This is a genomic window from Nocardia sp. MDA0666 (assembly GCF_003023875.1).
GTDB lineage: Bacteria > Actinomycetota > Actinomycetes > Mycobacteriales > Mycobacteriaceae > Nocardia > Nocardia aobensis.
On the sequence record NZ_PYHT01000004.1, the window covers coordinates 248,421 to 266,831 of the forward strand.

The 18,411-nt window shown below is 67.4% G+C and carries 16 protein-coding genes; 10 read left to right on the forward strand and 6 right to left on the reverse strand.

Translation table 11 applies throughout. The features are described from left to right. Window positions 1-84 precede the first annotated feature (84 nt). Both aroA and rsgA read left to right on the forward strand, forming a co-directional pair. The gene (gene aroA / locus C8258_RS09315) at window positions 85-1,404 is read left to right on the forward strand and encodes a 3-phosphoshikimate 1-carboxyvinyltransferase (RefSeq protein WP_106954802.1); all 1,320 of its coding nucleotides are present in this window, start codon (window positions 85-87) and stop codon (window positions 1,402-1,404) included. A 101-nt stretch (window positions 1,405-1,505) separates the two neighbouring features. Next, window positions 1,506-2,402 (forward strand): ribosome small subunit-dependent GTPase A, encoded by an 897-nt coding sequence (gene rsgA / locus C8258_RS09320; protein WP_233224966.1) that lies wholly within the window; start codon window positions 1,506-1,508, stop codon window positions 2,400-2,402. A gap of 10 nt (window positions 2,403-2,412) precedes the next feature. Here rsgA and C8258_RS09325 read toward each other — a convergent pair whose 3' ends face one another. Then, entirely contained in the window at window positions 2,413-3,099 is a 687-nt protein-coding gene (locus C8258_RS09325; RefSeq protein ID WP_106954804.1) for a helix-turn-helix domain-containing protein, read from the reverse strand. An 81-nt stretch (window positions 3,100-3,180) separates the two neighbouring features. Between C8258_RS09325 and C8258_RS09330 the strand changes: the two genes are divergently transcribed. After that, window positions 3,181-4,002, forward strand: coding sequence for a class I SAM-dependent methyltransferase (locus C8258_RS09330; protein WP_106954805.1), 822 nt, complete (start codon window positions 3,181-3,183; stop codon window positions 4,000-4,002). Window positions 4,003-4,044: 42 nt separating this feature from the next. Here C8258_RS09330 and C8258_RS09335 read toward each other — a convergent pair whose 3' ends face one another. Continuing rightward, the gene (locus tag C8258_RS09335; protein WP_146161202.1) at window positions 4,045-4,560 is read right to left on the reverse strand and encodes a DUF4254 domain-containing protein; all 516 of its coding nucleotides are present in this window, start codon (window positions 4,558-4,560) and stop codon (window positions 4,045-4,047) included. Between the two features lie 248 nt (window positions 4,561-4,808). Further along, window positions 4,809-5,753 carry an NADP-dependent oxidoreductase gene (locus C8258_RS09340; protein WP_233224967.1) on the reverse strand — a complete coding sequence of 315 codons (945 nt, stop codon included), beginning with the start codon at window positions 5,751-5,753 and terminating at the stop codon, window positions 4,809-4,811. 77 nt (window positions 5,754-5,830) lie between these two features. Between C8258_RS09340 and C8258_RS09345 the strand changes: the two genes are divergently transcribed. Continuing rightward, on the forward strand, window positions 5,831-6,235 hold the full coding sequence (locus C8258_RS09345; RefSeq protein WP_106954808.1) for a helix-turn-helix domain-containing protein: 405 nt from the start codon (window positions 5,831-5,833) through the stop codon (window positions 6,233-6,235). Between the two features lie 58 nt (window positions 6,236-6,293). Here C8258_RS09345 and secA read toward each other — a convergent pair whose 3' ends face one another. After that, entirely contained in the window at window positions 6,294-9,131 is a 2,838-nt protein-coding gene (gene secA / locus C8258_RS09350) for a preprotein translocase subunit SecA (RefSeq protein WP_036504526.1), read from the reverse strand. A gap of 253 nt (window positions 9,132-9,384) precedes the next feature. Beyond that, the gene (locus C8258_RS33490) at window positions 9,385-10,179 is read right to left on the reverse strand and encodes an Rv3235 family protein (protein WP_369974733.1); all 795 of its coding nucleotides are present in this window, start codon (window positions 10,177-10,179) and stop codon (window positions 9,385-9,387) included. Here C8258_RS33490 and C8258_RS09360 point away from each other — a divergent pair. The 6 genes from C8258_RS09360 to bluB all read left to right on the forward strand — a co-directional run bounded on the left by C8258_RS09360 (window position 10,109) and on the right by bluB (window position 17,046). Then, on the forward strand, window positions 10,109-11,530 hold the full coding sequence (locus tag C8258_RS09360) for a wax ester/triacylglycerol synthase family O-acyltransferase (protein WP_106954809.1): 1,422 nt from the start codon (window positions 10,109-10,111) through the stop codon (window positions 11,528-11,530). The genes C8258_RS33490 and C8258_RS09360 overlap by 71 nt on opposite strands. Before the next feature lie 40 nt (window positions 11,531-11,570). Beyond that, window positions 11,571-12,122 carry a hypothetical protein gene (locus C8258_RS09365; RefSeq protein WP_106954810.1) on the forward strand — a complete coding sequence of 184 codons (552 nt, stop codon included), beginning with the start codon at window positions 11,571-11,573 and terminating at the stop codon, window positions 12,120-12,122. A gap of 84 nt (window positions 12,123-12,206) precedes the next feature. After that, window positions 12,207-13,376 (forward strand): ferredoxin reductase, encoded by a 1,170-nt coding sequence (locus tag C8258_RS09370; protein ID WP_106954910.1) that lies wholly within the window; start codon window positions 12,207-12,209, stop codon window positions 13,374-13,376. A 196-nt stretch (window positions 13,377-13,572) separates the two neighbouring features. Continuing rightward, window positions 13,573-14,973, forward strand: coding sequence for a fatty acid desaturase (locus C8258_RS09375; protein WP_106954811.1), 1,401 nt, complete (start codon window positions 13,573-13,575; stop codon window positions 14,971-14,973). 96 nt (window positions 14,974-15,069) lie between these two features. Then, on the forward strand, window positions 15,070-16,326 hold the full coding sequence (locus tag C8258_RS09380) for a fatty acid desaturase (protein WP_106954812.1): 1,257 nt from the start codon (window positions 15,070-15,072) through the stop codon (window positions 16,324-16,326). A gap of 90 nt (window positions 16,327-16,416) precedes the next feature. Further along, window positions 16,417-17,046, forward strand: a complete 630-nt coding sequence (bluB, locus tag C8258_RS09385) for a 5,6-dimethylbenzimidazole synthase (protein WP_106954813.1) — start codon at window positions 16,417-16,419, stop codon at window positions 17,044-17,046. A 9-nt stretch (window positions 17,047-17,055) separates the two neighbouring features. Here the strand turns inward: bluB and C8258_RS09390 are convergent, their stop codons facing one another. Continuing rightward, entirely contained in the window at window positions 17,056-18,348 is a 1,293-nt protein-coding gene (locus C8258_RS09390) for an acetyl-CoA C-acyltransferase (protein WP_106954814.1), read from the reverse strand. Window positions 18,349-18,411: the final 63 nt, after the last annotated feature.

Consider the following 18,411-nt stretch of genomic DNA (forward strand, 5'->3'; position numbering starts at 1 on the left):
GCCGCAAATGTCCGGATCCAGCAAATAAACGAGCATACGTCGGAGATCACAAAACCGCGCTCCCTGCACACGGGGTCGGCTCTCATGCGCGAAGATGGTCCGGTGAGTTTCTGGCCCGCGCCCCACATCGACCATGCCGTGCACGCGACCGTCACCCTGCCCGGGTCCAAATCGATCACCAACCGGGCATTGATTCTGGCCGCGCTCGCCGACCGCCCCTCGACGATCACCGGCGCCCTGCGCAGCCGGGACACCGAGCTGATGATCGCGGGCTTGCGCGCGATGGGCACCGAAATCACCGGTGACGGCGACACCCTCGCCGTCACCCCGCCGACGCACTTGCACAACGCCACCGTCGATTGCGGATTGGCCGGCACCGTGATGCGGTTCCTGCCGCCGGTGGCCGCGCTCGCGCACGGCGATGTCGCGTTCTTCGGTGACGAGCAGGCGCAGCTGCGCCCGCTGCACACGATTCTCGACGCGCTGCGCAGCCTCGGCGTCGACATCGACGGCAACACCCTGCCCTTCGTCGTCCACGGCGCCGGGACGCTGCGCGGCGGGTCGGTCACCATCGACGCCTCCGGTTCCTCGCAGTTCGTCTCCGGGCTGCTGTTGTCGGCGGCGCGTTTCGAGACCGGGATCACCGTGCAGCACGAGGGTGCACCGCTGCCGTCCATGCCGCATATCGAGATGACGGTGCAGATGCTGCAGCAGGCCGGGGTGCGGGTGCAGGCGCCGGCCGACCCGCGCAAGGAACAGGTCTGGACCGTCGAGCCCGGGCCGATCCACGCCGTCGACTGGGACGTCGAACCGGATCTGTCCAACGCCACTCCCTTCCTGGCCGCGGCGGCGGTGACCGGTGGTGAGGTGACGATTCCGCACTGGCCGCAGCTGACCACACAGGCCGGTGACGTGATCCGCGAAATCCTGGTCCGGATGGGCGCGGAGGTGCGGCGCTTCGACGGCAAACTGACCGTGCGCGGCCCGCAGTCCCTCGCCGGTATCGATATCGACCTGCACGATGTGGGCGAGCTGACGCCGACCGTGGCTGCCCTGGCCGCACTGGCCGACTCCCCGTCGCGGCTGCGTGGAATCGCCCATCTGCGGGGACACGAAACCGATCGGCTGGCCGCGCTGACCACCGAGATCAACCGCCTCGGCGGCAATGTCACCGAAACCGAGGACGGGCTGAGCATCGAGCCGGCCCCGCTGCAGGGCGGCCAGTGGCATTCCTACGCCGATCACCGGATGGCCACGGCGGGAGCGATTCTCGGCCTGCGCGTACCCGGCGTGAGCATCGAGGACATCGGCACCACCGCCAAGACACTGCCCGAATTCGTCACCCTGTGGGAATCGATGCTGGCGGGCGCCGGCGCCTTATCGGGTGAGGGAGCGGCCCACTGAGGCGCCGGGAGTACGACGAATCCGATGTCCGGGTCCGCCCGGGCAGGGGTTCGCGACCCCGCACCAAGACCCGGCCGGAACACCGAGACGCGGTGGCGGCCATGGTGGTTTCGGTGGATCGGGGACGCTGGGGGTGTGTGCTCGGCGACGATCCGGATCGCCGCGTGGTCGCGATGCGGGCACGCGAACTGGGCCGCACGCCGATCGTGGTGGGCGATCAGGTGGATGTGGTCGGTGACCTGACCGGCCGGCCCGACACCCTGGCGCGAATCGTGCGAGTCGCCGATCGCCGAACGGTATTGCGCCGCACCGCCGACGACACCGATCCCTTCGAACGCATCGTGGTGTCGAACGCCGAGCAGTTGTTCATCGTCGTCGCGCTGGCCGATCCGCCGCCCCGCACCGGCTTCGTCGAACGCGCCATGGTGGCCGCGTATGCCGGTGGGCTGCAACCGATTCTGTGCCTGACCAAACACGACCTCGCCGCCGACTCCGAATTCGCCACGGAATTCGCGGATCTGGATCTGACCATCGTCTACGGCGGCCGCGACGATCCGCTGGAACCCATTCGTGACCTCCTGCGGAATTCACTGACCTGCCTGCTCGGCCACTCCGGTGTCGGCAAGTCGACGCTGGTGAATCGCGTTGTCCCCGAAGCGGAACGAGCCGTGGGGACGGTCTCGGGCGTCGGCAAGGGCCGCCACACCTCGACCCAGTCGGTGGCCCTGCCCCTCGAGGGCGGCGGCTGGGTCATCGACACCCCGGGCATCCGCTCCTTCGGCCTCGCCCACATCTCGCCCGACGACGTGATCGCCGCCTTCCCCGACCTGTCCGAGGCCATCGAGGACTGCCCCCGCGGTTGCACCCACCTCGGCCCACCCGCCGACCCGGAATGCGCACTGGACGAACTACCCGGCAAGGAACGACGGGTCGCGGCGATCCGGCTGCTGCTGACGGCACTGAATTCCAACGATCCGTGGGTCATCGGCAACGGCTGAGGTAAGGTGCTCACTCGGCGCGTTCCGGGCGCGGAGTCGCCGCCAGGCTCGCCTGCCCGATCCAATGCGGTACCTGCCGCCGAATCGATGCCGGGCCCACGATCTCGGTCGTTTCGTCCCGTAGCGCCGCCGCCCAGCTCCGGTCGCCCCGCCAGATCTCGGTGAGCTGCCGCAACGTGCTGCGCACGGTCGCCGCGACCTCGAATCCGGGGTCGTAGTCGCAGATCGCCGCCGTACCGCGCTCGACCAGCAGCCACCAGTGCGCCTCCTTGCCGGGGACATCGGTGAACTCGACCGCCAGAACCGTCCGCTCGTCGGGCCACGCCCGGATCGGTATCGTGCGACGGATATCCCACAGCAACAGGTGCGGATCCAGATCACGGTCGCCGAGATCGCCGATCCAGCGCACGCCCCACGCTCCGAGCGCCTGTACGACGGTCGACAGCTCTCGTCCGGCGTCGGTCAGGATGTAGGCGGCGCGTCCATCGACACCGATCTCGCGACGCAGTACCCCGGACCGCTCCAGCGAGCGCAGACGACGGGAGAGCAAAGCGGGTGACATCTTCGGATTGCCCCGCCGCAGCTCGTTGAAATGTGTACTGCCCAAGAGTAGTTCGCGCACGACCAGCAACGTCCACCGCTCGTCGAGGACATCCATTGCCTTGGCGATCGGGCAGAACTCCCCGTAGCCGGACACACAACCAGTAGACCACTCGGCGCGCCCCGGGTACAGATGTTGAACTGGCCGACGCTACCGCCGCCGCCGGATGCTAGCGATATGACAGCTATCCATCACCCCCAGCAATCACCCGTCGACCTCACCGAACGCACACACGCACTCTGGGCCCTCGGCGACTATCCCCGCGTCGCGGACACCGTCATCCCCGGCCTGGGCCGGCGCCTGGTTCGAGCCTGCGATATCCGTCCCGGCCGGCGAGTGCTCGATATCGCCGCCGGAGCGGGGAATGCGGCCATTCCGGCGGCCGAAGCCGGAGCGGACGTCATCGCCAGTGACCTGACGCCGGAAATGTTCGACGCGGGCCGGGCCGCGGCGGCCGCCCGCGGTGTCCGCCTCGCCTGGGAGACCGCCGACGCCGAGGCGCTGCCGTACGACGACGGCCGATTCGACGTCGCCATGTCCTGCGTCGGCATCATGTTCGCCCCGTCGCACCGGGCGGCCGCCGACGAACTGCTCCGCGTGACCGCGCCGAAGGCGACGATCGGGCTGATCAACTGGACACCGGAGGGATTCATCGGCGAAATGTTCGCCATCGCGAAGCGGTTCGCGCCGCCTGGTGCGCAATCGCCGCTGCTCTGGGGCACCGCCGACCACCTCCGGGACCTGTTCGGCGACCGCGTCACCGACCTGCACATCGAGCGCGAATTCGCGACGGTGGAATGTTTCGCCGACGGGGACCGCTTCCGTGACTTCTTCAAGGCCAATTACGGTCCCACGGTCGCCGTGTACAAAGCTCTGGCCGGCGACCCGGATCGCATCGCCGAACTGGACCGCGCCCTCGCCGACCTGGCCGCTCGCCACGACCTCGGCGGCGGGCGGATGCGCTGGGAGTACCTTCTGGTCACCGCCCAGCGGGCGTGACGCGGTTCCGATCCGCCCGGCGAGTGCGGAGACCGGCCGCGTTCAGGCCGAGGTCGGCAACCGGCGCTCGCCGTGCGTGATCGCCGCGACCAGATCGTCGTAGCCGTTGACCAGTTCTGCCACCCGGAACCATGCCGCGTGCAATGCCAGATCGTCGGTGGCGGTTTCCAGTAGATGTGCGGCACGGGCGTACGCCGCCATGAGCCGATCGATCACGGAACCGACGGTTTCGGTGTGGATCGCGGTGCCGTGCCGATGCTGCGGCACGTGAGCTTCGATCCATCTGTCGATCACACGCACGGTCTCGCGGCGCGATGCCTCGGCCGCGCGGCGATACTCGGCATCGTGCGACTGGGCCACACCGGTGTGCAGTTCCGCGAGTTGCCGCGCGAGCGGGTCCAGGGGATGCGCGGCCGGGCGCGAATCACGCACCATCCGCAGCAGCATCTCGGCCGTGGGGAGGCCGCCGATCACCTCGGCGCCGCCTCCCTCCAGCACCAGCAGCGGCGATACCGTGGCCACCCGGGCGCCCCCGGTATCTGCGAGGTCACCGGTCACCGCGAGCACCGCCTCTGGGCGCGGTGGCGGATACCGCGCCGGAGGCCGCGGTCACGGCGATCTCGGTGACGCGGTGCGGTGAGAATTGCGGCGTCGAACACATGGGCAGCTCCTGGTCGGTGTCGGCCTTCGATGAAACCGACCGTATGCCCCGTATTAGCTGTTCGCCTGCCTCCCGGTTCCCGCTGTTGAGAAGTCACAGACGAGATCGCCGCGGCGTGCTGACGAAGCACATAACCAGCGGGTGACTACGGCGTGAGCACCAGCCGTCCGCGCAACCCACCGGCGGACAACCGCTCGTGCGCCTCGGCCGCGTGCTCGAGCGGAAGGACGTCGGCTACCCGCAAGGTCAGGCCGAGCGCCGCGAGTTCGGCGAGCTCGGTTCCGTCGGCTCTGATCCATTCCTGATGAATTCTCATGCCGCGCAACGGAACAGGGGCCGGACCACCGGCCACCCCGGCGTACGCGCCGCCGTTGCGAACCGCCGCCGTGGCACGCACACCCAGGCCCGCGCCGTCCAGCGCGCCATCCACACCTGCCGGAACCAGCGCACGTACCGCTTCGGCGAGGTCGGCGCACGTGCGAGGCACGGTCCATTCGGCGCCGAGTCCGCGAACGAATGCCGCATCCTCGTCGGCGACCTGCGCGACCACCCGCAACCCGCTACGCACGGCCAACTCGACCGCGAAACCGCCGACCGCTCCCGCGGCGCCGGTCACCAGCAGGGTGTCACCGGCGCGAAGGCCGAGCAGCGCGAGCGCCTGCTGCGCGGTCAGCGCATTCAGCGGCAGGGTGGCCGCCTCCGTCGCATCGACGTCCGGTGGCGCCGGCGCGACCGCATCGGTATCGAGCACCAGATACTCGGCGTAAGCGCCCAGCGACCGGTCGAGCAGATCACGCAGCCCGATAACCCGTTGCCCCACAACGAATGTCGTGACGCCGGGGCCCACACGGTCGACGATTCCCGCGACGTCCCAGCCGATTCCGATGGTCTCGCGCGGCGCCATCAGACCCGCGTCGATCAGGGCGCCGCTGCGGGTCGCGATATCGACCGGATTGACCGCCGCCGCCTCCACCCGGATCCGTACCTGCCGCGGTCCGGGTTCGGGCACCGGCACCCGCACCACCTCGAGCGCCTCCGGGCCACCCACCCGCCGAACGACCACTGCCCGCATGTTGTTTCGAGAACTCATGCTGCACAACCTATGGAGAGCTACTCTCCATAGGGAAGTACGCACTCGAAGGTGCCTATCCCACCTGGAGGAGACCCGTGGCCACCCGAACCGCCGCCCAACGCCGAGCCCAGGCGAGCGCAGACTACGACGCGTACCTGGCACAATGCCCCGCTCGGCAACTACTCGACCGCATCGCCGACAAATGGGTGAGCCTGGCCGTCAACGCCCTCGCCGACGGCCCCCAGCGCTACAGCGACCTGCAACGCCGCCTCGCCAGCATCAGCCAGAAGATGCTCACCCAAACCCTGCGCAACCTCGAACGCGACGGCCTGGTCTCCCGCACGGTTACCCCCGCGGTCCCGGTCCGCGTCGAATACGAACTCACCCCACTCGGCCACTCCCTGCTACCGGTGATGCGCGCGGTCAAAGACTGGGCCGAGCAGAACATGGACCGGGTCCACACGGCCCGCGAACGCTACGAGCAGCGAACCGAAACCTGACATCACGACAGCGGCCGGCCCACCTGATCGGTGGGCCGGCCGCTGTCGTGTGCCGGAATTACCGGCGGCGCTTGGTCTTCGCCGGCTTGCCCTGCTTGGCGCGGTCACGCTCGGCCTCGCGGCGTTCGCGGCGAGTCATGCCGGTGGCGGGGGTGTCGCCGTATTCCTGGGCGGCGCTGCGGACTTCGGCGTGGCCGCCCTCGTCCGGACCGGAGAAACTCAGACCGCGCGGGCCGGATTCGTCGATTCCCTTGGCGCGCAAGGCCGCCGGGGCGTTCTCGGCGGCGCCGTTGCCCTGGGGCACGGCCGGAGCGGGATGCATCGCGCCCACCGGGGAACGCAGGCCGGGGTCGACCGCGGGCTGCTGTTCGGGGGCCTGCTGGACCTCCACCTGGAGGTTGAACAGGAAGCCGACCGACTCCTCCTTCAAGCCCTCGAGCATGGCGGCGAACATGTCGAAACCCTCGCGCTGGTATTCGACGAGCGGATCGCGCTGCGCCATCGCGCGCAGGCCGATGCCCTCCTTGAGGTAGTCCATCTCGTAGAGGTGTTCGCGCCACTTGCGGTCCAGGACCGACAGCAGGACCTGGCGTTCGAGGTTGCGCATGCTGCCGGGACCGGCCAGATCGTCGATCTCCTTCTCACGACGCGCATAGGCGTCGTGGGCGTCTTCGAGAACGGCCTCGAGCAGTTCCTCGCGGCTCAGTTCACCGATCTCGCCGTCCTCGGTTTCACCGGTCAGATCCTGGTATTCGATGCCGACCGAGTACAGCGTCTTCAGCGCCGTCCACAGCTTGGCCAGATCCCAGTCCTCGACGTAGCCCTCGGAAGTGGCGCCGTCGACATAGGCGGTGATCACGTCGGTGATCATCGACTGAACCTGGCCCTCCATATCCTCGCCGGCCAGGATGCGCTGGCGCTCGGCGTAGATGACGGTGCGCTGCTGGTTCATCACCTCGTCGTACTTCAGAACGTTCTTGCGGATTTCGAAGTTCTGCTGCTCGACCTGGGTCTGGGCGCTCTTGATCGCGCGGGAGACCATCTTGGCCTCGATCGGCACGTCGTCGGGCAGGTTGAGCCGGGTCATGATCGACTCCAGGGCCGCACCGTTGAAGCGCCGCATCAACTCGTCGCCGAGCGAGAGGTAGAAGCGCGATTCACCCGGGTCGCCCTGGCGGCCGGCACGGCCGCGCAGCTGGTTGTCGATGCGCCGCGACTCGTGCCGCTCGGTGCCCAGTACGTAGAGGCCACCGGCGTCGCGCACCAGATCGGCGTCGTCTTCGACCTGCCGCTTGACCTGCTCCAGCGCGGGCAGCCAGTTGGCCTCGTAGTCGTCCGGCGTCTCGACCGGATCCAGGCCCTGCCGGCGCAGCAGCGTATCGGTGATGATGTCGGGGTTACCACCGAGCACGATGTCGGTACCACGACCGGCCATATTCGTCGCCACGGTGACCGCACCCGGGCGGCCGGCCTCGGCGATGATCTGCGCTTCCTGCTCGTGGAACTTCGCGTTCAGCACGTTGTGCGGGATACCGCGCTTGGTGAGCAGCTTCGACAGATACTCCGACCGCTCCACCGAGGTGGTGCCGATCAGCACCGGCTGGTTCTTCTCGTGCCGCTCGGCGATGTCGTCGGCGACCGCGGCGAATTTCGATTCCTCGGTCTTGTAGATCAGGTCCGCCTGATCCATGCGGATCATCGGCTTGTTGGTGGGGATCGGCACAACACCGAGGCCGTAGGTCTGGTGGAGCTCGGCCGCCTCGGTTTCGGCAGTACCGGTCATACCGGACAATTTGTCGTACAGGCGGAAATAGTTCTGCAGTGTGATGGTGGCCAGCGTCTGGTTCTCCGGCTGGATCTCCACACCTTCCTTGGCCTCGATGGCCTGGTGCATGCCCTCGTTGTAGCGACGGCCGACCAGAATGCGGCCGGTGAATTCGTCGACGATGATGACCTCGCCGTTGCGGACGATGTAATCCTTGTCGCGAGCGTAGAGTTCCTTGGCCTTGATCGCGTTGTTCAGATAGCTGACCAGCGGCGAGTTGGCGGCCTCGTACAGATTGTCGATACCGAGCTGATCCTCGACGAATTCGACACCGGCCTCGTGCACGCCGATGGTGCGCTTCTTGATGTCGACCTCGTAGTGCACATCCTTCTTCAGAAGCGGTGCAATACGGGCGAATTCGGCATACCACTTACTCGACGCGTCGGCCGGCCCGGAAATGATCAACGGCGTGCGGGCCTCGTCGATCAGAATCGAGTCGACCTCGTCGACCACGGCGAAGTTGTGCCCGCGCTGGACCAGATCGTCCAGCGAATGGGTCATGTTGTCGCGCAGATAATCGAAGCCGAATTCGTTGTTCGTGCCGTAGGTGATGTCGGCGCTGTAGGCCGCACGCCGCTCGGCGGGGCTCATCCCGGACAGGATCGCGCCGACCTGCAGGCCGAGGAAACGGTGCACCCGGCCCATCCACTCGGAGTCACGGCGGGCCAGGTAGTCGTTGGTGGTGACGATGTGGACCCCGTCGCCGCTGATGGCGTTGAGATACGCGGGCAGCACCGAGGTGAGCGTCTTACCTTCACCGGTTTTCATCTCGGCGACATTGCCGATGTGCAGGGCCGCGCCACCCATCACCTGCACCTTGTAATGCTTCTGATTCAGCACGCGCCAGGAGGCCTCACGGGCGGCGGCGAAAGCCTCGAGCAGCAACTCGTCCAGGGATTCGCCGTCGGCGTAGCGCTGTTTGAATTCGTCGGTCTTCGCGCGCAGTTCCGCGTCGGTCAGATCGGCGTACTCGTCGTCCAGACTGAGAACTTCGTCGGCCAGATGCGCGAGCCGCTTGACGGTGCGACCCTCACCAAAACGTAGCAACCTCGTCAGTGTCAGCGCAGGCACGGGTCTCGTCAGTCCTCTGGTCGATGTTGTCGTCTTGCAGTGCTACATCTTCGGCACACCGCTCTACTCGCGACATACCGAAGCCCCCGCCTCATCGTATGGGCGAAATCCCCGGCGCGCGGATAAGCGGCATCGTCCATGGTAATGCGGCCTCCATCGTAGGCGCCGCCGCGCCAGCACATCCACGGACAGCGGTGCCCCCTCGGGGGCCGACAGTGATCGATCACACTTCGGCACGAGACGGGCCCGGCGATCACCGCATGCGCAGGGCACTCATCCGCCAGTGTCCACGCCGCAGCACCAACCGCGCGGCGACGGCGAACCGGCGCTCCCCCCGCTCGTATCCGCCGCACACCTCCGCGGTGTGCCCGGTGACCTCGGCGAGTCTCACCGTGACGAGCACTGCCGTCCCGAGGCGGCGTTCCGCGGCGGCGGTGCGGGCGAGCGTTTCGACGGCGGCCAGCACCGTCGGCTCGACCACCGAACGCAGCTGCCCGAGCGGACGTCGGCCGTCGATGACCTCCAGCACCAGCCGCAGCGACTTCTCCGCGAAAGATGCTGCAGCAGTATTATTTTCATCGCTTTCGCATATCCGGCGCGGTGGCGGAGCACCGGCTCCGGAGCCCGGCGAGCGCCCGTCGTGGGCGGACCGGCGCGGTGCCCGCAGTCGCGGCACACCGTGGTCGGCCGTTCCCCGATCCAGCGGCGTTCGATCACCGGAGCCTTTCGGATCCAACGGTGGTTCGAATAGCGGCGCGCGGCGGGCGCGGCGGGTGTATACCGGGCTTGCAGAAGACTCGAGCATTCGACACTCCCCCTGGTCGGCATGCTTGGGCACGGATCGAACCAGCATGCCATGTACGGCATCCTCGATGACGGAATTCCGGCACCGACGCGACAAGTCCCACACAGTCCCGCGCGGAAGGTTTGTGTCACCCCACAATGGAGAGCGGCAACGGAGAGGAGCATCGGACAGCGTGATCACGAGACTGACGCCGCAGGACGCGTCGTTCTTCCGGCTCGAGTCGAGCAGCAATCCCATGCACATCGGCTCTCTCGCGATCGTGCGCGTCGCCCCCGAGGACCCCGGCGACGGCTCCGCGTGCGTGGACTATCAGACACTGCTGGACCTGGTCGACAGCCGGTTGTCGATGGTGCCGCGCTACCGCCGCAAGGTGCGCGAGGTGCCGTTCAAACTGGGTCGTCCGGTCTGGGTCGAGGACAGTCGCTTCGACCTCACCTATCACGTACGGCGCTCGGCGCTGCCGGCTCCGGGCTCCGACGAACAGCTCTACGAACTGGTCGGGCGGCTGTCCTCGCGACCACTCGACCCGAGCCGGCCGCTGTGGGAGATGTACCTGATCGAAGGCCTGTCCGACGACCGCTGCGCGATCTTCACCAAAACCCATTCGGCGCTGGTCGACGGCGATACCGCGCTCGAGATCGGGCACGTCATTCTCGACTCGGGGCCCTCGCCGCGGGTGGTCGCCACCGATACCTGGGTGGCTCACCGCGAACCCGGCGAGGTGGAACTGCTGGGCATGTCGCTGGCCGAAATGGCGACCCAGCCCGCGGCGGCGTGGGAAGTCGTGCGCGATGCCGGCGCCAACGCGTCGGCGGTGGTGGCGGCCGCGGGCAAGGCCGTCGACGCCGCGGTCAGCCGGGTGCGCGCGGCCGGGCGCACGGCACCGGACAGTCCCTTCAACACCTCGATCTCGCGATGCCGCCGATTCGATATCGCACGGACCGACCTCGAGGACTATCGCCGGATACGAAGACACTTCGACTGCTCGATCAACGACGCCATTCTCGCCGTGGTGACCGGCGCCTTGCGGATCTTCCTGCAGTCGCGGGGTGAGGTCCTGGTCGAATCGGCGGTGCTGCGAGCGGTGGTGCCGATGTCGGTCTACGTCGACGGGCCGCCCGACGACACGCTGCGCCCGGCCAGCGAGGTCTCCTCGTTCCTGATCGATCTGCCGGTGGGAGAGCAGAATCCGGTGATGCGGTTGTCGCACATCTCGCACGCCACGGCCGAGAATTCCCGGCACGGACGCGCGGTACGGGCACGCACCCTGGTTCACATGGCCGGCTTCGCCCCGGCCAGCCTGCACGCGATGAGTGTGCGGGCGGCGAGTACGTTCGCAGAACACACATTCAATCTGGTGATCACCAACGCGCCGGGTCCGCAGCGGCCGATGTACATCGGTGGCGCACGGATGCTGGAGATGTATCCGGTATCGCCGTTGCTGCGCAATCAGGCGTCGAGCATCGGAATCACGTCCTACGACGGACGTGTGTTCTACGGTCTCAATGCCGACCGCGAGGCGATGGCCGATATCGCCGTACTGGCGGCGGCGGTGCGCGAATCCATGGAGGAGATGCTCGGTGCCTGCGTCTGATCAGGGCAAGCTACGCGTCTATGTCCCGGCCACCATCGCCATGCTCCGGGAACTGGTGGCGCAGCGCGAAATTCGCGCGGTGAACGACACCGCCTTCGCGGTCACCCCCGCGCTGCGCGAGGCATACGCCTCCGGCGACGACGAGGAACTGGCCGAGGTGGCGATGGGCGAGGCGGCGCGCGCATCGCTGCGGCTGCTGGCCGAGGAACGCGAATCCGCCCTGCTGCACGCCGACGACGACGCCGAGCCCGCCGGCACCGATCCCGACGGTGCCGCCGAGGACGGCGGATCGTCGTATTCGGCCCCGGTCTATCGCCGTGCCGTGATCGCCGCCGATGTGACGGGCACGACCCTGCGCCCGGATCTCGACGATGCGGTGGTCCGGCTGTCCGGGCCGATCACCTACCAGCGCATCGCCTCGGTGCACGTCGACCTGGCCGAGGCCGAACCGCAGGTCGCCAAGGCCGTCGACGTCGTCGATGCGGCCGATCTCGGCGATCCGGACGCGGAATTCGTGCTGGGCGACGCGGAGGATCACCAGCTGGCTTGGTACGCGGCACAGGAGTTGCCGTTCCTGCTCGACCTCCTCTGATCCGCCCGCTAACCTACGATGCCGTAACCTTGGCTCGAAGGGTGCGCCGCAGGCGCGTGATCACAGGAAATGAGCATTCGCACGATGGTGTCGAAATCGGTACAAGGCCTGCGGGCATGGCTCGAGGCCCCCGTCGCCGATGCGAAGATGGCCGGACGCACGCGCCTGGACGCGCTGCGCGGAGCGGCCGCCCGCATCACCACCCCGCTGCTGCCCGACGATTATCTGCATCTGGTGAATCCGCTGTGGTCGGCGCGGGAGCTGCGCGGACGGATCGTCGAAGTCCGCAAGGAGACCGCGGATTCGGTGACCCTGGTGATCAAGCCGGGCTGGGGTTTCGACTTCACCTTCACCCCCGGCCAGTACATCGGCATCGGTGTCCTGGTAGACGGACGCTGGCACTGGCGGTCGTATTCGCTGACCTGCCCGCCGGACTGGACCGCCCCGGACAACCGCGCCGAACGGGTGATCTCGATCGCGGTGAAGGCGATGCCGGAGGGCTTCCTGTCCAGCCACCTGGTCAACGGCGTGCCGCAGGGCACGGTCGTCCGTCTGGCCGCGCCGCAGGGCGGGTTCGTGCTGCCGGAGCCGCCGCCGGCGAAGGTGTTGTTCATCACCGCGGGCAGCGGCATCACCCCGGTGATGGCCATGCTGCGGACCATGGATCGCCGCGCCGCCGACCGCACCGACGGCGACGCGATGGACGACATCGTGCACATCCATTCCGCCCGGACCGCCGAGGACGTCATGTTCGGCGCGGAACTGCGGGCGCTGCACGACAAGCATCCGGGCTTCACCGCCCATATCCACCTCACCGGTGAGCAGGGCAAATTCGATCTGGCCGATCTCGATGCGCGGTTCCCGGACTGGCGCGAGCGCGAGACCTGGGCCTGCGGTCCGGCCGGGCTGCTCAACGATGTCGAAAAGCATTGGGCCGCCGCGGGTATCAGCGACAAACTGCATGTCGAGCGGTTCGAGGTGGAACGGTCGGCGGTCGGCGAGGGCGGCACCGTCACCTTCGCCCGCACCGATCGCAGCGCCGAGGTCGACGGCGCCACCAGCCTGCTCGAGGCCGGTGAGGCAGCGGGCGTGCAGATGCCGTTCGGCTGCCGGATGGGTATCTGCCAGACCTGCGTGGTCACCCTGACCGACGGGCATGTGCGCGATCTGCGCAACGGCGCCGAACATCAGGCCGGGGAGAAGGTGCAGACCTGCATCTCGGCCGCGGCCGGAGACTGCACCCTGGACGTGTGAGTCGCGTTCCGGTGGTGTTCACCCGCTCGCCCCGCGGCGGCGCGAGCGATCACCACCGGTAACCGATACCCTGAAGAGGACCAGACCGAGACCTCCCACCGAAGCGCAGCGGAGGCAATCCGATACCGGCCCGCCGACGCGAGGCAGAGGCATTCATTTCGAAACCGCCGGAGCGAAGCGGAGGCATTGCAGGACCGTGGCCATCACCGACATCAAGGCGTATTCGCATCTGACGGCTGCCGACATCGAGACACTGGGGCAGGAACTCGACACCATCCGCCGCACGGTCGAGCAATCGCTGGGTGAGCGCGACGCCGCCTACATCCGGCGCTCCATTCGCGCCCAGCGCACGCTCGAGGCCGCGGGCAGGGCGGTCCTGTTCGCCGGCCGCAACAAATGGGCCTGGGTCGCCGGCACCGCGATGTTGTCGGTCGCCAAGATCATCGAGAACATGGAGCTCGGGCACAACATCAGCCACGGGCAATGGGATTGGATGAACGACCCGGAGATCCACTCCACCAGCTGGGAGTGGGATATGACCGGGACCTCCGGGCAATGGAAACGGGCGCACAACTTCTCGCATCACACCTATACCAACATCGTCGGCATGGACGACGACGTGGGCTTCGGCATCCTGCGCATGACCCGCGACGAAGAGTGGAAGCCGATCAATCTCGCGCAGCCGGTGGCGAATCTGATCCTGGCCGCGCTCTTCGAGTGGGGTATCGCCCTGCACGATCTGAAGATCGAGAAGCTGCAGGCCGGAGTTCCGCGCAGCGATCTGCTGTCCGAACCCAACCGGCAGTTCCTGCGCAAGGCCGGCCGCCAGGTCGCCAAGGACTTCGTGGTCTTCCCGCTACTGAGCGGCCCGGGCTGGAAGGCCACGCTGAAGGCCAACGCGACCGCCAATCTGATCCGCAATCTGTGGGCGTACGCGGTGATCTTCTGCGGGCATTTCCCGGACGGCGCAGAGAAATTCACCCAGGAACAGTTCGCGGACGAGACCCGGGCGGAATGGTATCTGCGGCAGATGCTGGGCAGTGCCAACTTCCAGGCCGGCCCGGCGATGGCGTTCATGAGTGGCAACCTCTGCTACCAGATCGAGCACCATCTCTTTCCGGACATTCCGAGCAATCGGTATCCGGAGATCGCCGAGCAGGTCCGTCAACTCTGCGACAAATACGACTTGCCGTACACCACGGGGTCGCTGGGCAAACAATATGCGCTGGCGTTCCGCACGATTCACAAACTGGCGCTGCCCGATCGATTCCTCCGCCGTACCGCCGACGACGCCCCGGAGACGTCGTCGGAACGCAAATTCTCGCTGCTGCCGCGTCCGTTGCCGGCTGGTACCGAGGAGCCGCTGTTCGGTGTCGACCCCCTCACCGGGCGGCGACAGGGATTGCGGTCGGCACTGGTCGATGCCAAGGCCGCACTGCGCGAGAAGGCCCGGCAGGAAAAGGCGGCGCTGCGCGAAGCGAAGCTCGCCCTGCAGGAAAAGGCTCGGGCCGAGAAGCAGATACTCCGACGCCGCGGACTGCGCGGACGAGCGACTGTTCGGGTCCGGTTGCGACAACAACGAAAGCGACTAACCTAAGCCATATCGGGCACGATCACAATGCGGTATACGCCACAGTTGTAATCCGATCCGGAGATAACCTACGGGACCGTAACCTACGGTAGTGTAACCAGCATGGCGATCTCGGATGTCAAGGAATACGCCCACCTCACCCCCGAGGATGTGGAAGCGATCGGCGCGGAGCTGGATGCGATCCGCCGTGAAATCGAGGCCTCCCGAGGCGAGACCGACGCCCGCTACATCCGCAACGTGATCCGTTTGCAGCGCGCCCTGGAAATCGGGGGGCGCGCCACGCTGTTCGCCAGTTTCCTACCGCCGGCCTGGCTGGCCGGCACGGCGATGTTGTCGGCCGCCAAGATCATCGAGAACATGGAGATCGGCCACAACGTCATGCACGGCCAGTGGGACTGGATGAACGATCCGGAGATCCACTCCTCCAACTGGGAGTGGGACAACGCCGGCCCGTCCGAACACTGGAAGATCACGCACAACTACCTGCACCACAAGTACACCAACGTGCTGGGTATGGACGACGACATCGGCTACGGCCTGCTGCGCGTGACGCGCGATCAGCGGTGGTCGCCGTTCTATCTCGGGCAGCCGGTCTACAACCTGCTGCTGCAGATGTTCTTCGAATACGGCGTGGCGATCCAGCATTTGGAGCTGGGCAAGGTCGCGAAGAAGAAGTGGGCGCCCGATTCGCCGGAACGCCGGCAATTCGAGCAGGACCGCAAGCTCGTGCTGAAGAAGGTCGGCAAGCAGGCGGCCAAGGATTACCTGATCTTCCCGCTGCTGACCGGACCGGCCTTCCTGTCCACGCTGACGGCCAATATCACCGCCAATATCGTCCGCAATGTGTGGACCAACGCGGTGATCTTCTGCGGCCACTTCCCCGACGGTGCGGAGAAGTTCACCAAGGGCGATGTGCTCAACGAAACGCAGGGCGAGTGGTACCTGCGTCAGATGCTGGGCAGCGCCAATATCACCGGCGGCGCGGTCATGCATTTCATGACCGGCAACCTCTCCCATCAGATCGAGCACCACCTGTTCCCGGACCTGCCGAGCAACCGGCTGCGGGCCATCGCCGTGCGGGTGCGGGAATTGTGCGACAAATACGATCTGCCCTACACCAGCGGCTCGCTGCCGGTGCAGTACGCCAAGTCGTGGCGCACCATCATCAAGCTGTCGCTGCCCAACAAATATCTGCGGCGCGGTACCGACGACGCCCCCGAAACCAAATCGGAGCGCGCGTTCGGCGGAATCGGCACGGTCGACCCGGTGACCGGGCGCCGGCGCGGGTTGCGCACCGCGCTGAAGGAAGGCAAGCGCCGGGTGGCGGAACGTCGGCAGACGGTCGGCTCGGCCGCCTGAGGCGATCACCGAACCCGAAGGGGCTCCGCGGAGACGATCTCCGCGGAGCCCCTTTCGTCTGCCGGTGTCCGGGCCTGATTGACTGAACCGGTGTCACCGCAAGAAGCCAGCATCTACGACGTGATCCGGCGGCGCCGCGATGTGCGTGCCGAATTCACCGGAGATCTCGTCGACGATGCGACCCTGCTCCGAATCCTCGACGCGGCCCACCGCGCACCCAGCGTCGGCAATTCGCAGCCGTGGGATTTCGTCGTCGTGCGGGATCCGGCGACATTGGCGCGGTTCGCCGCACACGTCGCCGAGAAGCGGATCGAATTCCGGGATTCGCTCCCACCGGAGCGGGCCCGCACCTTCGAACCGATCAAGATCGAGGGCATTACCGAGAGCGGGACCGGGATCGTTGTCACCCACGACGACAGTCGCGGCGGACCGCAGATCCTCGGTCGCGCGACGGTGCCCGAAACCGGTTTGTACTCCACCGTTCTCGCGATCCAGAACCTGTGGCTGGCCGCCACCGCCGAAGGGGTGGGCGTCGGCTGGGTGAGCTTCTACGACGCCCCCTTCCTCACCGACTTGATCGAGGTGCCCGCCGGCATCCGTCCCGTCGCGTGGCTGTGTGTCGGACCCGTGCACGAATTCCAGCACACGCCGGATCTGGAACGGTTCGGCTGGCGGGACCGGCGTCCACTCGACGACGCGATCCACTGGGAGCGGTACTAGCGCCCCGACCTACACCCGTTCGAGGACGGCGGACGCGCCGTGCCCGCCCGCGGCGCAGATGCCCAGCAGCGCGGCGCTCTTCCCGGTGAGTGCCAGCTCGTTGGCCATGGTCGTCACCATACGGGCGCCGGTGGCGCCGAACGGATGGCCGAGCGAGACCGAACCGCCGTGCACGTTGAGAATCTCCGGGTCGATCTCGCCGACGGCACTGTCGCGATCCAGCCGCGATTTCGCCCACGTGTCGCTGCCGAGTGCCGACACCACCGACAGGGTCTGAGCGGCGAAGGCCTCGTGGATATCGACGAAATCCACGTCCGACAGGGCGAGGCCGGCCTTGTCGAGCGCCCGCGGCATGGAGATGGCCGGACCGATCAGCACCTGATCGGACGGATCGACGCTGACGAAACTCCAGGACCGGAAGGCCGCCAGCGGTTCGAAACCGAGGGCCCGCGCCTTCTCCTCGCTCATCAGCAGCACCGCGGCGGCGCCGTCGGTCAGCGGGCTGGCGTTGCCCGCCGTCACCGTGCCGTCGCGCCGGAAAACCGGGGCGAGGGTCGCCAGCTTCTCCACGCTGGTGTTCGCGCGCACGAGCCCGTCCCGGGTGACCGTCTTCCCGTCCGCGGTGGCGACCGGAAGGACCTCCCGGTCGAATCGGCCGGATTCGATCGCCGCCGCCGCGCGATGGTGCGAGCGGGCGGCGAAGACGTCCTGTTCTTCCCGGGTGATGCCGTGGATGCGGGCCATCTTCTCCGCCGACTCCCCCATCAGCTCGCCGGTGGTGCGCTCGGCGATCTTCGGGCGTCGCGGCAGCAGATCCGTGAACGGCGCCAGCTGCGCCACCGCGGACAGGTAATCCTTCGGCTTCGGCTTGCCCAGGGCCAGCGGCGCGGCCGCGTGCACCATCTTCTGCGGCAGCTTCACCTCGGCATTACTGGTCGAATCGCTGCCACCGGCGACCATGATGTCGTATTCGCCGCGCTCGATGGCGGCCGCCGCCGCGGTCACGGCCTGTAGGCCGGAGGCGCAGGCGCGGGTCACGGTGTAGCCCTCGCAACCGTGATCGAGGCCCAGATCCAAGGCGATCTCGCGCGCGACGTTGGGCGCCGCGCTCGGCAGGATCACCCCGCCCCACACCATCGCCTGCACCTGATCCTTGGGCAGCCCGGTCCGCTCGAGCAGACCGCCGACCGCCAGGACACCCAGGTCGATGGTGTCCATTCGGGTGTAGTCGGTGAAGGCGCGCAGAAACGGGGTGCGAGCACCGGCGACGATGACGGCGCGACGAGAACGCTTGGTGGCCATGCCCTTACAGTAGGGCGAGCAAGATTCCGATACAAGGTGTCACGGTAATCTCGCCGGTCCGGT

Excerpts from the sequence above, each read along its gene's own strand:
- C8258_RS09380 (WP_106954812.1), top strand. The coding sequence starts at position 15,070 with ATGGCGATCTCGGATGTCAAGGAATACGCCCACCTCACCCCCGAGGAT.
- C8258_RS09370 (WP_106954910.1), top strand. The coding sequence starts at position 12,207 with ATGGTGTCGAAATCGGTACAAGGCCTGCGGGCATGGCTCGAGGCCCCC.
- C8258_RS09365 (WP_106954810.1), top strand. The coding sequence starts at position 11,571 with ATGCTCCGGGAACTGGTGGCGCAGCGCGAAATTCGCGCGGTGAACGAC.
- C8258_RS09330 (WP_106954805.1), top strand. The coding sequence starts at position 3,181 with ATGACAGCTATCCATCACCCCCAGCAATCACCCGTCGACCTCACCGAA.
- rsgA (WP_233224966.1), top strand. The coding sequence starts at position 1,506 with ATGGTGGTTTCGGTGGATCGGGGACGCTGGGGGTGTGTGCTCGGCGAC.
- C8258_RS09390 (WP_106954814.1), bottom strand. The coding sequence starts at position 18,348 with ATGGCCACCAAGCGTTCTCGTCGCGCCGTCATCGTCGCCGGTGCTCGC.
- aroA (WP_106954802.1), top strand. The coding sequence starts at position 85 with ATGCGCGAAGATGGTCCGGTGAGTTTCTGGCCCGCGCCCCACATCGAC.
- C8258_RS33490 (WP_369974733.1), bottom strand. The coding sequence starts at position 10,179 with ATGTGCATGGGATTGCTGCTCGACTCGAGCCGGAAGAACGACGCGTCC.
- C8258_RS09340 (WP_233224967.1), bottom strand. The coding sequence starts at position 5,753 with ATGAGTTCTCGAAACAACATGCGGGCAGTGGTCGTTCGGCGGGTGGGT.